The organism is Aquimarina sp. AU58, assembly GCF_900312745.1.
Classification (GTDB): domain Bacteria; phylum Bacteroidota; class Bacteroidia; order Flavobacteriales; family Flavobacteriaceae; genus Aquimarina; species Aquimarina spinulae.
This window is the reverse complement of record NZ_OMPD01000008.1, coordinates 178027-196792: the sequence shown is the minus strand read 5'-3', so window position 1 is coordinate 196792 and position 18766 is coordinate 178027. Positions and strand designations below refer to the sequence as shown.

At 33.8% G+C, this 18766-nt stretch carries 18 protein-coding genes; 12 read left to right on the top strand and 6 right to left on the bottom strand.

All coding sequences use genetic code 11. From position 1 onward, the window contains the following. The first annotated feature begins 5 nt into the window (after nt 1-5). Nucleotides 6-380, top strand: coding sequence for a hypothetical protein (locus tag DK441_RS05220; RefSeq protein ID WP_074408873.1), 375 nt, complete (start codon nt 6-8; stop codon nt 378-380). Between the two features lie 80 nt (nt 381-460). On the opposite strand, the gene DK441_RS05215 is transcribed toward DK441_RS05220, so the two are convergent. The 4 genes from DK441_RS05215 to DK441_RS05200 all read right to left on the bottom strand — a co-directional run bounded on the left by DK441_RS05215 (nt 461) and on the right by DK441_RS05200 (nt 2914). Beyond that, on the bottom strand, nt 461-919 hold the full coding sequence (locus tag DK441_RS05215; RefSeq protein ID WP_109097808.1) for a GyrI-like domain-containing protein: 459 nt from the start codon (nt 917-919) through the stop codon (nt 461-463). A gap of 86 nt (nt 920-1005) precedes the next feature. Continuing rightward, nucleotides 1006-1395, bottom strand: a complete 390-nt coding sequence (locus DK441_RS05210) for a VOC family protein (protein WP_109097807.1) — start codon at nt 1393-1395, stop codon at nt 1006-1008. Between the two features lie 16 nt (nt 1396-1411). Continuing rightward, nucleotides 1412-1867 carry a pantetheine-phosphate adenylyltransferase gene (gene coaD / locus DK441_RS05205; RefSeq protein WP_025666736.1) on the bottom strand — a complete coding sequence of 152 codons (456 nt, stop codon included), beginning with the start codon at nt 1865-1867 and terminating at the stop codon, nt 1412-1414. A gap of 48 nt (nt 1868-1915) precedes the next feature. Continuing rightward, nucleotides 1916-2914 carry a D-alanine--D-alanine ligase gene (locus DK441_RS05200; protein WP_109097806.1) on the bottom strand — a complete coding sequence of 333 codons (999 nt, stop codon included), beginning with the start codon at nt 2912-2914 and terminating at the stop codon, nt 1916-1918. Nucleotides 2915-3112: 198 nt separating this feature from the next. On the opposite strand from DK441_RS05200, the gene DK441_RS05195 reads away from it, so the two are divergent. The 5 genes from DK441_RS05195 (at nt 3113) to DK441_RS05175 (ending at nt 7697) form a co-directional block, all read left to right on the top strand. Beyond that, nucleotides 3113-3709 carry a PASTA domain-containing protein gene (locus DK441_RS05195; protein ID WP_025666738.1) on the top strand — a complete coding sequence of 199 codons (597 nt, stop codon included), beginning with the start codon at nt 3113-3115 and terminating at the stop codon, nt 3707-3709. A 2-nt stretch (nt 3710-3711) separates the two neighbouring features. Further along, the gene (locus DK441_RS05190; protein ID WP_109097805.1) at nt 3712-4761 is read left to right on the top strand and encodes an RluA family pseudouridine synthase; all 1050 of its coding nucleotides are present in this window, start codon (nt 3712-3714) and stop codon (nt 4759-4761) included. A gap of 61 nt (nt 4762-4822) precedes the next feature. Further along, nucleotides 4823-5914, top strand: a complete 1092-nt coding sequence (locus tag DK441_RS05185) for an AraC family transcriptional regulator (protein ID WP_109097804.1) — start codon at nt 4823-4825, stop codon at nt 5912-5914. An 88-nt stretch (nt 5915-6002) separates the two neighbouring features. After that, nucleotides 6003-7346, top strand: coding sequence for an amidohydrolase family protein (locus DK441_RS05180; protein ID WP_235015713.1), 1344 nt, complete (start codon nt 6003-6005; stop codon nt 7344-7346). Nucleotides 7347-7505: 159 nt separating this feature from the next. Then, entirely contained in the window at nt 7506-7697 is a 192-nt protein-coding gene (locus DK441_RS05175) for a cold-shock protein (protein ID WP_024770737.1), read from the top strand. 73 nt (nt 7698-7770) lie between these two features. On the opposite strand, the gene DK441_RS05170 is transcribed toward DK441_RS05175, so the two are convergent. Further along, a complete protein-coding gene (locus DK441_RS05170) occupies nt 7771-9147 on the bottom strand; it encodes a glycoside hydrolase family 71/99-like protein (RefSeq protein ID WP_109097802.1) in 1377 nt (458 codons plus the stop codon). A 359-nt stretch (nt 9148-9506) separates the two neighbouring features. On the opposite strand from DK441_RS05170, the gene DK441_RS05165 reads away from it, so the two are divergent. From DK441_RS05165 to DK441_RS05140, 5 genes are all read left to right on the top strand, one after another. After that, a complete protein-coding gene (locus DK441_RS05165; RefSeq protein ID WP_109097801.1) occupies nt 9507-9908 on the top strand; it encodes a VOC family protein in 402 nt (133 codons plus the stop codon). A gap of 93 nt (nt 9909-10001) precedes the next feature. Further along, on the top strand, nt 10002-10763 hold the full coding sequence (gene yaaA, locus DK441_RS05160; protein ID WP_109097800.1) for a peroxide stress protein YaaA: 762 nt from the start codon (nt 10002-10004) through the stop codon (nt 10761-10763). Nucleotides 10764-11062: 299 nt separating this feature from the next. Then, complete coding sequence (locus tag DK441_RS05150) at nt 11063-11563, top strand: TRAP transporter small permease subunit (protein ID WP_109097798.1); 501 nt, start codon at nt 11063-11065, stop codon at nt 11561-11563. 2 nt (nt 11564-11565) lie between these two features. Next, a complete protein-coding gene (locus DK441_RS05145; RefSeq protein ID WP_109097797.1) occupies nt 11566-12912 on the top strand; it encodes a TRAP transporter large permease subunit in 1347 nt (448 codons plus the stop codon). 85 nt (nt 12913-12997) lie between these two features. Further along, nucleotides 12998-14128: a TRAP transporter substrate-binding protein gene (locus tag DK441_RS05140; RefSeq protein WP_235015712.1), complete on the top strand. Its 1131-nt coding sequence runs from the start codon at nt 12998-13000 to the stop codon at nt 14126-14128. Nucleotides 14129-14190: 62 nt separating this feature from the next. Here the strand turns inward: DK441_RS05140 and DK441_RS05135 are convergent, their stop codons facing one another. Then, entirely contained in the window at nt 14191-15030 is an 840-nt protein-coding gene (locus DK441_RS05135) for a hypothetical protein (RefSeq protein WP_109097796.1), read from the bottom strand. 282 nt (nt 15031-15312) lie between these two features. On the opposite strand from DK441_RS05135, the gene DK441_RS05130 reads away from it, so the two are divergent. Beyond that, a complete protein-coding gene (locus DK441_RS05130; protein WP_109097795.1) occupies nt 15313-18765 on the top strand; it encodes a pyruvate carboxylase in 3453 nt (1150 codons plus the stop codon). The last annotated feature ends 1 nt before the right edge of the window (nt 18766 follow it).

Below are 18766 nucleotides of genomic sequence, written 5' to 3'. Positions count from 1 at the left end.
ATACTATGTCAAATTTTTTAGAACAATTCATCGAAGATATTAAATCTAATGTGCCGGGCTATATTGCAGTTACCGTTACAGAAGTAAGTACAGGTGTATGTTACGCGTCTAATTCTGATAAAAAAGATTTTGATCCAGAAACTGCTTCTGCTTATAATTTGGAAGTTGTAAAAGCTAAGAAAAATGCTATCGAGGCGTTAGGTTTGAAATCTAAAGTTCAGGATATTATAATTACTCTTGATGGTCAAATTCATATGATCGATGTTTCTGAAAACGGTGAATATTTTATTTATTTGGCTGTTGATTCTACAAAAGCAAATCTCGGAATGACACGTGCACTCTTGAAAAAATACAAGAAAGATGTGGTGTCACAACTATAATTAAAGAACTTTTTTATGTGAAAATATTACTTTAAAAGACTTCACAATGTTAACATTGTGAAGTCTTTTTTTATGATAATTTATTCAATTGCTACAAAAATATCTACTTCGGCATCTGTAGGGTTTACGGCGTCTTCTCCGTATACTTCAAAATCGGTGGTATATGTTCTATCCAAATCTATTTCCCATATGTCTGTCCATTTATCATAAATGACACCTTTGGTAATGTCTCCTTTGGCAGTAAATCGGGAGTAGATACTTCTTTCGACTTTTACACTGGTCATTCCCGGTGGGATAGTGTCTAAGTTTGCAACCTTACATCCTATGATAGTCGTATATGCTTCGGTGTGATCACTTTCGTAATCTGTGTATACGGCATAGATAGAATCTTCAAGTTTATTTGGGATTTTATGCATTGTACCTTCAGACATAAAGGTATTCCATAAATTAGGAATGTCTTCTGCAAATTGTTCATTTTTTTTAGTTGTACGTACCGAAATCCCAACGATCCAGAAAGGTTCGATTTTTGTTTTTATCATAATTATTTGATGTTAGAAATTAATAGTACGACAAAACTAAATGCAGATAGTGACAAAGGTATGTCAGGAAGGATTTTTAATTTGCATTATTTTAACTCAAGCAAGTCCCATTTGGTACCATATAAGTCTTCAAAAACAACAACGGTTCCGTAGGGTTCTTCTCGTGGTTGCTCCAGAAATAATACTCCTTTAGATTTCATGGCGTTGTAATCTCTCCAAAAATCATCGGTATGAAGAAATAGAAAAACCCGACCACCGGTTTGATTTCCAATTGCTTTTTCCTGTTCGGGAGTAGCTGCCCGAGCTAAAAGAATAGTAGTTTCCGTTTGATTGTTAGGAGCAATAAGAACCCATCGTTTTTTGTCATCAAGTCTGGTATCTTCTATAAGTTTAAAGTTGAGCTTTTCTGTGTAAAACCGAATCGCTTCGTCATAATCCTTTACAACCAGAGCAATAGCTCCTATTTTTCTTTCCATAGTAGCGTGTAGCGTGTTATTTTACACGAACTGTATCTGGGACTAATTCAGAAACGTCTCCACCATTACGAATTACATCACGAACAATAGAAGAGGAGATATAACTTTTACCAGAAGAGGTTAATAAAAATACCGTTTCGATATCCGACATTTTTCTGTTGGTGTGTGCGATGGCTTTTTCAAACTCAAAATCACCTGGATTACGAAGGCCTCTTAATATAAATTCGGCATTTTGTTGTTTGCAAAAATCAATGGTTAGCCCTTTGTAAGTCATTACTTTAATTTTTGGCTCATCCTTAAAAGCTTCTTCAATAAATTGTTTTCGCTCTTCAAGAGAAAACATGTATTTTTTCTCAGAATTTACGCCTATGGCAAGGATAACTTCATCAAATAGGGTAAGGCCTCTTTCGATAATGTCATAATGTCCTAATGTAATGGGGTCAAATGATCCGGGAAAAACAGCTCTTCTCATTGGTGATTATTAATTATTGCATTTACAAAGATACTCCAAATTATAAATTTATAGATGGCACTTCTGTTTTTGTAAACGTATACTGGATTCTATGGCATTAGAAAATAATTCTTTTAAGCTAATTCCAGCTTTTTCTGCTTGTTGCGGTAAGATACTGGCTTCACTTAATCCGGGATTAGTGTTCATTTCTACAAAATAAGGTTCTCCGTGATGAAAAATATATTCACTTCTTGAAAATCCTTTCATTTTTAAAACCTGATATACTTTTAAGGCCAAATCTTTAACTTTTTGAGTATCCTCATCAGATAAACGGGCAGGAGTGATTTCTTCAGACTTACCCATGTATTTGGCTTCGTAGTCAAAAAACTCATTTTCAGATACAATTTCAGTTATTGGTAATACTGTATCTTTTTCATTATGTTGGATAACTCCTACAGAAACTTCGGTTCCGCTTAAAAAAGATTCTATAATAATCTCATCATCTTCTTTATAAGCCACTTCTATTGCGGGTAGAAGATCTTCTATAGTTTTAACTTTAGAAACACCATAACTACTACCAGCTTTATTCGCTTTTACAAAGCAGGGTAATCCTACAGTATCTATAATTGCTTTACTATCTATGGTATCACCTTTATTTAAAAAATAGTTAGTGGCAGTAGGTATTCCATAAGGTTTTAAAGCACTAATACAATCTCGTTTGTTAAAAGTAAGCGCTGCAGGGTAAAAATCACAAGCTGTCTGCGGAATCTCAATTAATTCAAAATATGCCTGTAGTAAACCATCTTCACCAGGAGTACCATGCACAGTGTTAAAAGCAGCATCAAAAGTAATTTTAGAGCCTTCTAGGGTTAGTGAAAAATCGTTTTTATCAATGCTAAACTTCTGATTGTGGTCATCTACATAATACCAACCATCTTTAGTTATATGAACACGAAACGGAACATATAAATCTCTATCCAGATACTTATATACCACATTTCCACTTTGAATCGAGATTTCAAACTCGCTAGAATACCCGCCCATTAAAACGGCAATATTTTTCTTCATAAAGTGACTTTTGAAAACAAAAATATCATTTATCTTATAAGAAAAGCTTAAAACTTTCCGTTTTTATATATTTGTCCAAATTATCAAATAAGCCATTACAATAAAGTTAATGCTAATAATTAGAGTGATTATTGGTAAATTTTGTTTCCATAATCAGGAAGATTGTGTTTGACTATAACAATAACAGGTATATAACAGATGAGTGCATTTATAAATTTCTTCAGAGGTCTATTCAAATTTATTTACAGTAAAATATTTTTGATACAATTGGTTATAGCGGTAGCAATGCTTGCTATCTTATCTTATGTTGCACTAGAGTGGCTAGAAAGTACAACAAATCATCATCAACGTATTGTAGTACCCAGCTTAAGTAAAAAGACATTAGATGAGGTAGGGAAGATACTAGAAGAAAAAGAGTTGAGATACGAAGTTCAGGATTCTGCCAACTTTAATCCTGATTATCCAAGATATTCTGTATTAGAACAGAACCCTGTTGCAGGTAGCGAGGTAAAAGAAAATCGTAAAATATATGTTACCTTAAATCCGTCGGGTTACCGTAAGATCGAAGTTCCTAATGTAGTACAAAGAACCAGAAGACAGGCAGAACCAAAACTGGTTGCTCTTGGCTTTAAAATAGGTTCTGTTACCTATCAACCTAATATTGCGAGAGATATGGTATTAGAATTAAGACATAATGGTAAACGGTTAAAACCAGGAACGAAATTAATGAAAACCTCTGTTATAGATTTGGTTCTAGGGAATGGAGAAGGAGGAACTATAAATCTATCTAATTAATTTTGAAAGAAAACGAAGATACAAGAGATTTTGATGCTAACGAGGATGACCTCTATGAGCATCATCGGTTTGTGGCTGGAGCAGGGCAGGTACCGTTAAGGGTGGATAAGTTTTTAATGAATTTTGTAGAGAACGCAACCCGTAACAAAATACAACAGGCTGCAAAAAATGGAAGTGTTTTTGTAAATGATATTCCGGTAAAATCAAATCATAAGGTAAAACCAAATGATATTGTACGGGTATTATTCTCTCATCCTCCTTATGAGAATTTACTAACTCCAGAGAACATTTCTTTAGATATTGTATACGAAGACGATGTGTTATTGGTTGTTAACAAACCAGCAGGAATGGTGGTACATCCCGGTCATGGTAACTATTCGGGAACCTTAATTAATGCGCTGATTTATCATTTTGATAACCTTCCTAATAATAGTAGTGATCGACCAGGGTTAGTACATCGCATTGATAAGGATACCAGCGGACTGTTAGTAATTGCCAAAACCGAAGAAGCTATGACTCACCTGGCGAAACAGTTTTTTGATAAAACCAGTCAACGCGAATATGTAGCGATTGTTTGGGGCAATGTAACAGAGGATGAAGGTACAATAGAAGGTAATATAGGACGACATCCTAAAAATAGATTGCAAAATACTGTTTTTGAAGGTGATGAAGCCGATAAAGGAAAACCAGCAATCACACATTATAAAGTTATAGAACGATTAGGATATGTTACATTAGTTTCTTGCAGATTAGAAACAGGAAGAACGCATCAGATTCGGGTACATATGAAATATATAGGTCATACTTTATTTAATGATGAACGTTATGGCGGAGAGAAAATATTAAAAGGAACTACGTTTACCAAATACAAGCAATTTGTAGAAAACTGTTTTAAGATTTTACCCCGACAAGCTTTACATGCCAGAACTCTTGGTTTTGAGCACCCGGTAACTAATGAGCATATGCATTTTGAAACTCAAATCCCAGAAGATATACAACAATGTATAGAACGTTGGAGGAAATATGCTAAAAATCAATTGTCAGAAGAATAAAGGTGTAATACCTACATTTGAGATATTCAAATAAAAATTTAGCTTTTAAAATATCCAGATAATGGAAATTTCTTTTTTAGAAATCTTTATTCTTATAGGAGTTATTCATGGTTTTGTCCTGGGGGTAATAATCCTGTTTTCGAGGTTTTTTAAAAATGAAGACAACGCATATTTAGCATATACTCTAATTATATTATCTATTATAGGATTAAATAATTGGTTTTGGGATTTAGGAAAAAACCCAGTGCTGATTTCAATATTGGATCTGTTTTTATGGCAATTCTTGTATCCAGTTACTTTATTGGTGTTTTTTATAAGAAAAATAAAGCACCCTTTGGCAAAAAGCAATACAATTTTTTTTCTCTACATTCCTTTTTTCATCTTAAGCCTACTTAATGGTATTATATCTCTAGATACGATTTTTGGTCTTTATGAAATCATGATACCTAATAAAAAAGAAACCATCTTTTTCTTTTATAAAACAGTAAGTATAGTATCCGTTGTTTTTCCAATCATTTTTATGGCAATATCATTTAGATATTTGTTCTATTCAAACACAGCATTTAGTATAAAATGGATAAAGAGGATCTGGATTTTTATTTCTCTTTTAGAAATTTATGGAGTTATTTTAGAAGTGTATAGGTTTATGTATGATTATAAGATGCCATTGACATATTTGTGGGTAGGGGTTTCTGTTTTTATGTATTGGCTTATCTATAAAGGACTTTATCAGTTTAAACTATCTAATGACCAGTATGAAATTAGAAATCAACTACAACGGTCTAAAATCAACAAAAAAGCACATAAAAATGAAGTTAATTCCTATATGCAACAATTGTTGGTATTGATAGAGCGCGAAAATATTCATCATAACCCAGACATTAGCCGGGATAGTATTGCTCAAAAGCTTGGGATAAGTAGTGGGTATCTTTCAGAACAAATCAAAAAATCAAGTAATAAAAATTTTTCAGAATTTATAAATAGTTACCGGGTAAAAGATATACAACAAATGATTCTGGATCCTGAGTTCGATAAATATAGTATTCTCGCCATTGGTCTTGAAGCAGGATTTAATTCTAAAACTACTTTTTATACGGCTTTTAAAAAGGAGACAGGACTATCCCCCAACGAGTTTAAAAAACAAAATCAATAGGTTCGAATTTCTCATATTCTGACAATATGGAACGATAAAAATATACCATCTAGATAGGTTTGCAGCATATAAATTAAAACAAATAAGTATGTGTAAATCAAATAATCATAGGATATTTTTTCTAATGTGTTGCCTTTTCTTTGCTGTTGTAGGCAAAGCTCAAACCGAAACGATCTCTTTTGAAAATGTAAATGTAATCCCAATGCATAAAGAAGTGGTATTACTTAATCAAAGAGTGATTATTACAGATGGGAAAATAATTACAATCGAACCCGTTTCTCAAAAATCTTCAGAAAATATCAATATAACTATTAATGCTAAAGGCAAATATTTGATTCCTGGTTTAGCAGAAATGCACTTTCACCTGGAAAACAATGCGAAAAATGAGTTTAAACTTTTAATAGCCAATGGTGTTACAACTGCTCGAAATATGGCAGAATATGAAAGACAGGATCAAATTGAAGTTCGTAAACAAGCTAATAGTAATAAAATTTTGGCACCACATTATACGACTACAGGCCCTTATCTAAAAGCTCATCATTTAAAAACTGTCGATGATGTCATTAGTATAGTAAAAAAACATCATGAAAGAGGATATGATTATTTAAAAATAGCTGATAATCTTCCGAAAGAAATATATCTGAAATTGATGGAAGAGACTCATAAATACAATATTCCGGTTATTGGTCACGGTCAAAGAAAACTTCCATTAGAATATTCTCTTAGAATGAAATCTATAGCTCATATAGAAGAGTTTATGAATATATTCAACACCTCGCAAAAAGCAGATACGGCCTATCTAAGACAAGCAGCCATACAGATCAAAACAAGCGGAGTATATGTGTCCCCAACTTTGGGAGTTTTTGAAATGATTAGTCGATATGCAGATGATAAAAAATTCGAAATACTTAAAAAAAGCGAAGAGTTAAAATACCTTCCCGAGGCATATGCAGCATATTGTACCTCAGATAGTATTCATTATCGTACCAATACCTGGTTTACGGCTCCAGAATCTCTTATTCGCCTGGATAAAGAACTACAATGGCAAAAGAAATTCACAAAAATATTAAATGATGAAGAAGTATTTTTACTAGCCGGAAGTGATACTTACGGTCTTTTTTTGCCAGGATTTTCATTACATCGAGAATTAGAATTAATCTGTAGTGCCGGGCTTTCACCTTACGAAACCTTAAAAACAGCCACGGTGAACCCTGCTCGGTATTTAAATCGAATAACTGTAAGTGGTACAATCACCGAAGGTAAAAAAGCAGATTTGGTGTTACTTAATAAAAACCCTTTAGAAGATATTCGAAATACAAGAACTATTGAAGGCGTGATGATTAAAGGGAAATGGTTGGCAAGAAATAAGTTAAATACCCTATTGAAAGAAGTAGAAGATGAGTATAGTTCTAAAAAGAAAAAAGAAAAATAGTCTCTTGTATTTTAATTAAAAAATGATGTATAATGTAGTTATTTGGTTCATTATCATGATATTTAGAGAACATTAAATAAAGGTTACTAAAAACTTTATTTTGAAATAAATAAGGATTACTGATCAAATAATACTACCTTTGCGTTTTAATAAATTATAATGAACAAAGGAACAGTAAAATTTTTTAATGACTCCAAAGGATTTGGATTCATAACAGAAGAAGGATCAAACAAAGATCATTTTGTACACATTTCAGGTTTAATCGACGAAGTGCGTGAAGGTGATGAAGTAGAATTTGATCTACAAGAAGGTAAAAAAGGATTGAACGCGGTAAACGTGAAAGTATTATAATATACATTTGACTTTTTTAAAACACAAGCCTGTCGATTAGACAGGCTTTTTCCATTTTAGAACGTACCGATCGTTAATAAAATCGCTTAACAGCTTTTAAAATCTTATCGGCACGTTGTAGTCGTAGTTTTTTTATGTATTTATAAGATCGATTCAAAACCTTCTGTACGAACGCATTTTGTTTATATTTTTTTCTGATATGATACAGATCCAGAGCTACCTGTAGATCATTGGGAGAAAAAGAAACCCCTGTGTATTGTTGTAAGAGTTGTAAGTAAGTAAAACCAAACTCTTGTGTAGGTTCTATCATAGTACCTTCGCCAAAATCATTCCAGGTGATGATTTGAATAAAGTCTGAAAGTTCGTGATGCGTATAATTAAGAGTTTCTGCAAAAGTGTGGCCAGAATTAAGATCAATAGTCCAATCATTACTGCCATCAGACCATCCTCCTTCTGTATAAAAACTCCTAAAACCGGGATAAGAAGATCCCACAGTTATTGCATTAGATGCTTGATAAGTGTCATAATAATTTTGATGAGCAAGTAAATGGTCTTTATCTACCCATAAAAACTCTCCAGAAGCATTCACTCCAACACGATCACTTGCTGCCCATAATGTTAAAAAGTCTGGGCGATTTTCTGTGGGGAGTACGTCAAATACCTGATTCCATTCGGTTTCTGTGGTTATATGATGAGGACCAAATACGAATAACATATTTTTACCATTATATTGCATGTATTTGGGGCTAGAGAAATAGGTGTCGTTAATGTATGTAAAATCTTCTTGCGCAGCTTCTATGATATCTGTAGTAAGAGATTGTTCTGCCGCTTGAGCAGCAACACGATCCTCATACATAATCGAAAATTCAAGACCTAAATCTTCCAGGGTATTAATAAAGGTCTCTGTTGATTTTTTTATCAATCCATAATCGTGTACATCTCTACTACCGTACCAGTCAAAAATTACTCCATCAACCCCAGAGAGTTTCATCATTAAAAAATGATATTCATGTAAATCGGGATCACTAGAAGAGTATGGGCCGATAAGAGGATAATAATACGAAGCGATTTGCGAATTACCATTTTCATCTTTGATTTCGGGATCTTGATTACTCATTGTCCAGTGTTGCCCCCAATATCCATCAAAATCTTTATTTTGAAACCAGGGCAAATAATGTACATATACTTTTTTTGGATTTTCTTTAACGACATCCATACCAGAAATATCAACAATATATCCTTCTTTCTCAAGTTCTAAAAATTCTATTTCTTCCTCCAGAACTTTTAGTAATTCGGCATCAGTATATGTAGTGTCCTGAACAACTTCTGCTGCAGATTGTTCTTCAATCTGTTGTCGCTCAATTAAAGTAATATCTTCTTTTTCACAAGAATAAAAGAAAATAATAAAAAGAAAAATGAAAAAACTAAAGGTACTCGAAGATCGTAACATATCACAAATATTAAATTAAACGTTAAACAAAATGTCTAAAGAGTTTTTAGGTTTAGAAGAAAATTTGTGAATAGTTAGACAATGTGTTCTAATGTTTAATACATCAGAGTTCATGCTTTTGTGACGAAAGTGAGGGTTTCCCCTCTTTGTAATACGTTATTTGCATTAAAATTAGTTAAATTCTTTTTTTTTTAAAAGAAATATGACGTTTTTTTATTTTTTATTGGCTGAAAATCAGTTATTTATATTTGTTTCAAATAAGATCTAGTAACTACTAGTGATACTTCACCTCAGTGATGATAACCTATAGATAGAGATCATCAATAATTCAATAGATAAGAAATACTATGATTGATTTAATGAAAATTAAAAGAACCGGGATTATTTTATATGTTAAAAAATATGAGGAATCTATTGTGTTTTATGAAACTATTTTGGAGTTGCCTATTTTATTTCAAAATAATGAATTAACATGTTTTGATTTGTATGGGACCTATTTAATGGTTGAAAAAGAAGACAGAGAAGATTATCTGAAAATGACTGAAATGAATGCAAAGACATTTAGCTGCATACGAATGAATGTAGATAATGTACAAAGAGTAGCAAACCATTTAAAGAGAAAAGGAGTAGCCGTTGATTATCAGGAACACCATTGGGGAAAAGTAGCAAAATTCTACGATCCCGATAGAAATCTGATTGCATTTAAAGATGAAGAAACGTTCATTAAACAGATAGAAGAATATATTCTGAAATCAAAATAACTTTTGCAAATACCTAAATAGAGAATAAATACAGGTATAGATTTTAATTGTCCATAGACAATTGTATTTTTGAAAAACAAAAAAGTCACCTACATGAAAATTGTAATATCTCCCGCTAAATCATTAGATTTTGAAACCACATTACCAACTCAGCAGTATACGACTCCGGCTTTTCTTACAGAAATAGAAAAGTTAAATGGTGTATTAAAGAAAAAAACACCTAAAAAATTGTCTGACCTAATGAGTATAAGTGATAAGTTGGCACAACTTAATTGGCAACGTAATCAGGAGTTTCACCTCCCATTTACAAAGGAAAATGCAAGACCTGCAGTATATTCGTTTAATGGAGATGTGTATATAGGATTAGATGCGTATACTATTCCCGAAAAAAAATTAGACACATTACAGGATCAATTAAGAATACTTTCTGGATTATACGGAGTTCTAAAACCTTTAGATCTAATGCAGCCCTACCGTCTTGAGATGGGGACTAAATTAAAAGTGGGGCGAAAAAATAATTTATACGAGTTTTGGAAAAAAACAATCACCCAGTATTTCAATGATGAATTACAGGATGATGAATTATTTATTAACCTGGCAAGTAATGAATATTTTAGCGTAATAGATAAAAAAGCATTAAAAGTACCTGTGATTACTCCACAATTTAAAGATTGGAAAGGAGACAAACTTAAAATGATAAGCTTCTTTGCCAAAAAAGCCAGAGGTATGATGGTTCGGTACATTATAGACACTGGTGCAGAAACTATTGAAGATTTAAAAGGGTTTAATTATGAAGGGTATGGGTTTAGTGAAGAATATACGACTAAACCTAATGAATTGGTTTTTGTACGGTAACTTAATATGATAATTTTAATACATATGTGAGTTTCGAAAATCTTCGATACGTTATTTAACAATGAACTCATCCTGAGTAGTGGTTTTAAGCCGAAAAGTTTGGCTTTTGTGCTATAATGAAGTTATTTTTTTTCAGCATAGCCTTAGCTACGTTGAAAAAAAATAACAAAATTAGAGTGCAAAATGTGGATTTTGTAGGCAAAAGCATTATTCAGGATGAGTTCAATTACTTACTTCCGTTTTCAAATGCATCTAATTTTAGTATCTTCAACCCAGATATTAGTAACACAAATCATTAGATGCAAAAAATTATCAATTTTCTCGACAGAGTTGGTGAGAAAATAGGAGTACTGGTTAGTTGGGTAGCAGCGTTACTGGCAATAGTCATTGGTCTTGATGTAATTATTCGCTATATCTTCAAATTTACGTATGTATGGATGATCGAAATAGAAATTTATCTCTTCGGGATGCTATTTCTTCTAGCGTCTGGGTATACTTTTAAATACGAGAAACATGTACGGGTAGATGTTTTTTATACCAAACTTTCTAGAAAAGGAAAAGCGTGGGTAGATCTTTTAGGGGGAGCTCTTTTGCTTATTCCCTGGTGTTATGTGGTTATTGTTTCTTCCTGGTATTATGGGTTATCTTCTTTTATGATAGGAGAGAGTTCTCCTCAACCAGGAGGCTTACCGGCCCTATACATACTTAAATTTTGTATTACTCTGGGTTTTATTTTTCTGTTACTTCAAGGAATATCCCATATGTTGAAATCAATTCAAATTATTTTTAATAAGAATTAGAAATGGAATACCTGGCAATACTACTATTTGTAATTATCTTCATTCTAATTCTAAGAGGATATCCAGTTGCTTTTACATTAGGAGGGATTTCGGTAGCCTTTGCCTTTGGGGTATCTATTTTTGCCCCAGAAGTGTTTCAAATGTCTACATTTTATTTGCTTCCGGCAAGAATTATGGGCGTAGTTAATAACTATGTACTAATGGCGGTTCCTCTGTTTATTTTTATGGGGATAATGTTAGAAAAATCGGGTCTTGCAGAGAGCTTGTTAGAAACTATGGCAATGATGTTTGGGCGTGTACGTGGTGGTTTGGCAATTTCTGTAGTGATTGTTGGTGCTTTACTTGCTGCATCTACCGGGATTGTGGGAGCAACAGTTGTGACAATGGGATTAATAAGTCTGCCTACAATGCTTAAAAGAGGATACAAAACAGAACTTGCAACGGGAGTGATAGCATCGTCGGGAACATTAGGACAAATCATTCCACCATCGATTGTATTGGTATTATTAGCAGACACAATCAATAGCTCATCAAGAGGATCGGCCTCTGTAGATGTAGGAGCGTTATTTTCTGCAGCACTACTACCAGGCTTGATATTGGTAGGATTATATATTATATACATTTTAATAAAGTCTTTTATTCACAAAGAAGATGCACCCAGTATTCCTGCAGAAGAGATTGCGGCATTTAGAGGAGCTAATTTTACTTCAAAAATTCTAAAAGTACTCTTCTTGCCAATACTTTTAATTGTACTGGTGTTGGGGTCTATTTTTACGGGTATAGCTTCTCCTACAGAAGCCTCTGCTATCGGAGCTATTGGTGCAACCTTATTAACTGTAATTCAAAAAAAGTTTTCGTTTAAAATTCTAAAAGAAGTAGCTCAGGAAACTACAAAACTAACATCGATGGTGTTTTTTATTCTTTTAGGAGCAACTACATTTACCTTAGTGTTCAGAACACTGGGAGGGGATGCATATCTACAAGAATTGATTATGTCATCTAATTTAACACCTCTTATGTTTTTGCTATTGGTGATGGTAGTGATTTTTATTGCAGGCTTTTTTATTGACTTTATTGAAATCGTTTTTATTATAGTGCCGGTAGTAACTCCTATTTTTAATGCTTTTGATATGGATATGTTGTGGGTCGGGATTTTAATAGCACTAAATCTGCAAACGTCGTTTTTAACACCACCATTTGGCTTTGCTTTGTTTTATCTTAAAGGTGTGGCACCAGATCATGTAAAAACCAGTCAGATTTATAAAGGAATTATACCTTTTATCATTATTCAATTAATTATTGTTGGTGTAGTTGTATTTTTTCCTGAAATTATTTTTATATCAAAATAGAATACTAAAATGTATCCTTTAGAAACGATAAAAGAATACCCTTTTTCTATTTCTAAAGATGTTTAATAATATAGTACTAAGTCTTATGAAGTTTGTTATCATCCAAAAACATAAAATTTTAAGGTATTTAACCTTAGTAGCCACAGTAGTGTTATTTCTTTCTTGTTTGGGGGATCCGCCGGCGAGTATGCGTACTACTTCGTATGATGTAACTAAACCAGACAAAGTGTTTTATTGGAAAATGACGACTACCTGGCCACCAAACTTTCCGGTAGTAGGTGAAGTTGCAGAGAAATACTCAGAATGGGTAGACGAATTGTCTAATGGGCAGATAAAAATAAAAGTATATGGCGGAGGAGAATTAGTACCCCCATTAGAAGCTTTTGATGTAGTATCCCAGGGAACTATTGAGATGGGATGTGGAGCAGCATATTATTGGGCAGGAAAAACCCCGGCAGCACAGTTTTTTGCAGCCGTACCATTTGGGATGAATAGCCAACAGATTACCTCCTGGCTAGAAACAGGAGGAGGATATGAATTATGGAAAAAGACATACGCCAAATTTAATCTCGTACCCTTTATGGGAGGAAATACAGGTGTACAGATGGGAGGATGGTTTAACCGGGAAATCAATTCTGTAGAAGATTTTAAAGGATTAAAAATGCGCTTACCGGGTATTGGAGGAAAAGTATTAGAAAAAGCCGGTGGAGCAGCAGTTTTGGTTGCAGGTAGCGAGGTGTATACAAGCTTAGAAAGAGGAGTTATCGATGCTACCGAATGGATTGGCCCGTATCACGATTATAAAATGGGGTTTCATAAAATTGCAAAATACTATTATACACCAGGATGGCATGAGACTGGTTCACAACTTGAGTTTTTTATTAATAAGAACCTATATGATGGTTTGCCTCCACATCTACAAGCCGTTTTAGAAGCGGCTTCTAAACGGGCACAAGTATGGGTTTTGGCAGAGTTTGATAGACAAAATGGGATTTATCTCGATAAATTAATACATGAAGAAGGTGTAGAGATTCGTGAATTTTCTAAAGAAACCCTAGATGCTCTGCGAGGATTTACCGATGAAGCCATCCAGGAAATGATAGGAGATGATCCACTTTCTAAAGAAGTATATGAAAGCTATTCAAGCTTTCAAGAGAAGATCTCCAAATGGTCCGAAGTAACAGAAAAAGCGTATTATAATAAGATACAGAAGTAATCAAAAAACCGTTTCAAAAAGTCTTTTTGAAACGGTTTTTTTTACTTATTACAGGGTGTTTGTTATAATTCTATTGTGGTTTCATTACCATCTGCATCGGTTTGAGTTGCGATATTGTCACATTCTCCATCACCATAGTTCAACGTAATAACCGCACTATTTTCTGTAGTTACTATAACGCCACTCACAGTATATTGGCATGAACTTTCGTTACGTAGAGGAGTTGTAATCTCTACAGCAAATCGATCACCATTACTAAACTGAGTGAGGCTACTACCAGTAGTTAAGCTATAAAAAATTAGATTAGGAGGTGTATCTGGATTACTATTTCCTGGGAAAGATTCTGTCGCAAAATTTGTTTTACTAGTTGCCGAAAGTCCATCTGCCCATGCAAATGTAAAGTCAGAATTTGTAGTAAATTTGGTGTTTCCTGTGTCACTGTTAAAAGAAAATATAGTAGTTGCAGTCCCACTCACAGTAATATCTTTATAGACGATCTTATCCAGGGTATAACTAATTTCTATTTTACTCTCTGCATCGAGTTTAAGGCTAAAACTCATCTGAATTCTACCAGAAATTACTTCACCATTAGGTAATTCACAATTATCTCCAAAATCAATAGTGACTGTTTTCTTTTCATCTGTTACTTCAGAAGTAATTGTTGCACACTCAGGTGTTTTTATATTAGAAAAAGATTTGTTACCAATATTAGTTTCGGTATTAAAAACATTTTCTACTACAGAATTGATTTCTTCATTGGCAGATGTGATGTCTTTATATTGTTTAGAAGTTGTAACCGCAGTAGTTGGTATTTGTGTTGCGTCATCGTCATTACTACAGCTTAGCAAGAAGCTACAGCTTATAAATAACAGGCCTGCATAGGCAAAAACTCTTTTTTTCATTGTTAAAGGCTTTAATTAATAAATTGAAAATTTGTTTTGGGACGTATGATCAGTAAACGACTATAACCTACAGAATCTTATAAAGAGTGTAGTTAATTTGTGTTAAGGTTATGTTATAAGATGTTATTGTTATAGAATCAATTAAGATTGAAATATTGTTAAGGATATCACAGATTGGTTTTATTTATATCAATTTTAACATTACTGTTGCACAGCATTTTTGTTATGAATATCTTCGTAGCGAATGTTCGCTAAAAATGGTTTTAACTCATAATTTATATCATGCAAATCAAAAAAGTTTTAGTAGCTAATCGGGGGGAAATTGCAATCCGTATTTTTAGAGCTTGTACAGAAATTGGATTAGAAACAGTAGGAGTGTATACCTACGAAGATCGATATTCTTTACACAGGTACAAGGCGGATGAAGCATATCAGATTGGCGAAAATAATGAACCATTAAAGCCTTATTTAAATGTAGAGGCCATTATAAAGGTTGCCAAAAGCAATAATGTAGATGCAATTCATCCTGGGTATGGATTTCTTTCTGAGAATGCAGAATTTGCACAACAATGTTTAGAAAATGATATCATTTTTATTGGACCTAAAGTATCGGTTTTACGTTCTCTGGGAGATAAGATTACTGCTAAAAAAGTGGCAATCGAGAATGATATTCCTATCATAGAGAGTAATAAAGAGGATCTTACAGATGTAAAAATTGCTTTAAAAGAAGCGAAGCGTATTGGTTACCCTGTAATGCTTAAAGCTGCTTCTGGAGGTGGTGGCCGAGGGATGCGAGTGATTCGAAATGATGAAGAACTCGAAAAAGCATATCCAGAATCCCGAAGAGAAGCCTTAAATGCTTTTGGAGATGATACCGTATTTTTAGAGAAGTTTGTAGAGAACCCAAAACATATCGAAATACAAATCGTAGCAGATCATCACGGTAATATGGTACACCTTTTTGAACGTGATTGTTCGGTACAACGACGCTATCAAAAGGTCATCGAGTATGCCCCTTCTTTTGGAGTATCCGAATCTATAAAACAGGATTTGTATACGTATGCTCTTGCAATATGTAAAGCAGTAGATTATAATAATATCGGTACTGTAGAATTTTTGGTAGATGAAGATCAAAGTATTTATTTTATTGAAGTAAATCCTCGTGTACAAGTAGAACACACAGTGACAGAGATTGTAACAGGAATAGACCTGATCAAAGCTCAGGTATTTATTGCAGGAGGATATAAATTATCTGATAAACAAATTAAAATTGAAAGTCAGGAGAGCATAAAAACAACAGGGTTTGCATTACAATGTAGGATTACAACAGAAGATCCCGAGAATGATTTTAAACCCGATTACGGGACTATTACAACTTATCGTAGTGCTTCTGGATTTGGGATTCGGTTAGATGCTGGTAGTGTGTATCAGGGAGTAACTATTTCGCCATTCTTTGACTCGATGTTGGTTAAAGTTTCGGCAAATAGCAGAACTCTTGATGGTGCATGCAGAAAAATGTTAAGAGCGCTGTCTGAGTTTAGAATACGTGGTGTAAAAACCAATATGCCATTTTTGGCTAATATCCTAAGGCACGATACGTTCAGAAAAGGAGAGGTAACCGTTAATTTTATTCAGAATACCAAATCATTATTCACTATTAAAGAACCTCGTAATCGAGCAACCAAATTGGCCAATTTCTTAGGAGATATTATCGTTAATGGTAATTCTGATGTTAAAAAGATTGACCATGCAAAAACTTTTGTAGTACCTACAGTTCCAAAATTTGAAGAAACCTCGGGATATACAAAAGGAACCAAAGATTTACTTACCGAATTAGGACCAGAGAAGTTTGCAGCATGGCTCAAGAATGAAAAGAAAATTCATTTTACAGATACTACAATGCGTGATGCGCATCAAAGTTTATTGGCAACCAGAATGCGTACCTATGATATGATTAAAGTAGCAGAAGGATTTGCTAAAAATCATCCCGAAATCTTTAGTATGGAAGTTTGGGGAGGAGCTACTTTTGATGTCTGCCTTCGTTTCCTTAAAGAAAATCCGTGGGAAAGACTTCGTTCGCTACGAAAAGCAATGCCCAATCTGTTGCTTCAAATGTTGATTCGTGGCTCTAATGGCGTAGGATATACAGCATATCCTGATAATTTGATAGGGAAATTTGTAGAACAATCCTGGGAGAATGGAGTAGATGTATTTCGAATTTTTGATTCCTTAAACTGGATGAAATCCATAGCTCCCTGTATCGAACATGTACGTACCAGAACACAGGGCCTTGCCGAAGGTTCCTTATGTTATACAGGAGATATTTTAGATCCAAATCGAACGAAGTATACTCTCGATTATTATATTCAGCTAGCCAAAGATATCGAAAATGCAGGAGCACATATCCTGGGAATCAAAGATATGGCAGGGTTATTAAAACCATATGCCGCTTATGAATTGGTTTCGGCATTAAAATCTGAAATTAATATTCCTATACATCTACATACGCATGATACTTCTTCGGTACAATCAGCAACATATCTCAAAGCAATTGAAGCAGGTGTAGATGTTGTAGATGTTGCTTTAGGTGGGTTATCAGGGTTAACAGCACAACCTAATTTTAATGCGATAACAGAAATGATGAGATTTCATGAGCGTGAGAATGTTATGGATATCTCTAAATTAAATGAGTATTCTAATTACTGGGAGGCTGTACGAGAATATTATTATGTTTTCGAGTCTGGACTAAAAGCAGGAACAGGAGAAGTATATCAACACGAAATCCCAGGAGGACAATATTCTAACTTAAAACCACAGGCACAGGGATTAGGGTTAGCAGATCGCTTTCATGAAATTACTAAAATGTACGGAGAAGTAAATGAGCTTTTTGGAGATATTGTGAAGGTAACACCAAGCTCTAAAGTAGTAGGGGATATGGCGCAATATCTGGTAAGTAATAATCTAACCATAGAAGATGTAAAAGAGCGAGGAGACACCATTTCATATCCACAATCGGTGGTTAGTTTGTTTAAAGGAGAATTAGGGCAGCCCGTTGGCGAATTCCCAAAAGACCTTCAGAAATCAATACTAAAAGATCAAAAACCATTTACAAACAGACCCAATGCACATCTGGAACCTGTTGATTTTGAAACCGAATTTACAGAGTTTGTCAAAATATTCAAAAAAGGTATGGGAAGAGAACTGGATATTACAGATTTCCTTTCCTATAAGCTGTATCCAAAAGTTTTTACAGGAGCCTACAATCATCACTTAAAGTATGGTAACGTGATGACCATCCCAACCAAAAACTTTTTTTACGGAATGGTACCCGGAGAAGAAATTATTATAAAACTTGATAAAGGAAAAATACTGTTAATAGAATTAATATCGGTAGGAGAGCCTCATGATGATGGTAAAGTAACTGTATTCTTTAAAGTAAATGGTCAAACCAGAAATGTAGAGATACAAGATCATTCGATTAAGGTAGATAAAGTAATACATGCCAAAATTGATAAGGCCGATGCTAAACAGATAGGTGCCCCTTTACAAGGATCATTATCTTCTGTATTAGTCAAAACTGGTCAGGACGTAAAGAAGAATGATCCACTATTTATCATCGAAGCCATGAAAATGGAAACCACCATCACGGCCAATGAAGATGCAGTGATTAAGAAAATTGTTCTTAAATCAGGTACGATGGTAAATGCAGATGATTTGGTGGTCATGCTTAAATAGT

Bases quoted from the DNA above. Each gene is read 5' to 3' on its own strand.
- DK441_RS05220 (WP_074408873.1), top strand. From the start codon at position 6: ATGTCAAATTTTTTAGAACAATTCATCGAAGATATTAAATCTAATGTG.
- DK441_RS05215 (WP_109097808.1), bottom strand. From the start codon at position 919: ATGATAAAAACAAAAATCGAACCTTTCTGGATCGTTGGGATTTCGGTA.
- DK441_RS05210 (WP_109097807.1), bottom strand. From the start codon at position 1,395: ATGGAAAGAAAAATAGGAGCTATTGCTCTGGTTGTAAAGGATTATGAC.
- coaD (WP_025666736.1), bottom strand. From the start codon at position 1,867: ATGAGAAGAGCTGTTTTTCCCGGATCATTTGACCCCATTACATTAGGA.
- DK441_RS05200 (WP_109097806.1), bottom strand. From the start codon at position 2,914: ATGAAGAAAAATATTGCCGTTTTAATGGGCGGGTATTCTAGCGAGTTT.
- DK441_RS05195 (WP_025666738.1), top strand. From the start codon at position 3,113: ATGAGTGCATTTATAAATTTCTTCAGAGGTCTATTCAAATTTATTTAC.
- DK441_RS05185 (WP_109097804.1), top strand. From the start codon at position 4,823: ATGGAAATTTCTTTTTTAGAAATCTTTATTCTTATAGGAGTTATTCAT.
- DK441_RS05180 (WP_235015713.1), top strand. From the start codon at position 6,003: ATGTGTAAATCAAATAATCATAGGATATTTTTTCTAATGTGTTGCCTT.
- DK441_RS05175 (WP_024770737.1), top strand. From the start codon at position 7,506: ATGAACAAAGGAACAGTAAAATTTTTTAATGACTCCAAAGGATTTGGA.
- DK441_RS05170 (WP_109097802.1), bottom strand. From the start codon at position 9,147: ATGTTACGATCTTCGAGTACCTTTAGTTTTTTCATTTTTCTTTTTATT.
- DK441_RS05165 (WP_109097801.1), top strand. From the start codon at position 9,507: ATGAAAATTAAAAGAACCGGGATTATTTTATATGTTAAAAAATATGAG.
- yaaA (WP_109097800.1), top strand. From the start codon at position 10,002: ATGAAAATTGTAATATCTCCCGCTAAATCATTAGATTTTGAAACCACA.
- DK441_RS05150 (WP_109097798.1), top strand. From the start codon at position 11,063: ATGCAAAAAATTATCAATTTTCTCGACAGAGTTGGTGAGAAAATAGGA.
- DK441_RS05145 (WP_109097797.1), top strand. From the start codon at position 11,566: ATGGAATACCTGGCAATACTACTATTTGTAATTATCTTCATTCTAATT.
- DK441_RS05140 (WP_235015712.1), top strand. From the start codon at position 12,998: ATGAAGTTTGTTATCATCCAAAAACATAAAATTTTAAGGTATTTAACC.
- DK441_RS05135 (WP_109097796.1), bottom strand. From the start codon at position 15,030: ATGAAAAAAAGAGTTTTTGCCTATGCAGGCCTGTTATTTATAAGCTGT.
- DK441_RS05130 (WP_109097795.1), top strand. From the start codon at position 15,313: ATGCAAATCAAAAAAGTTTTAGTAGCTAATCGGGGGGAAATTGCAATC.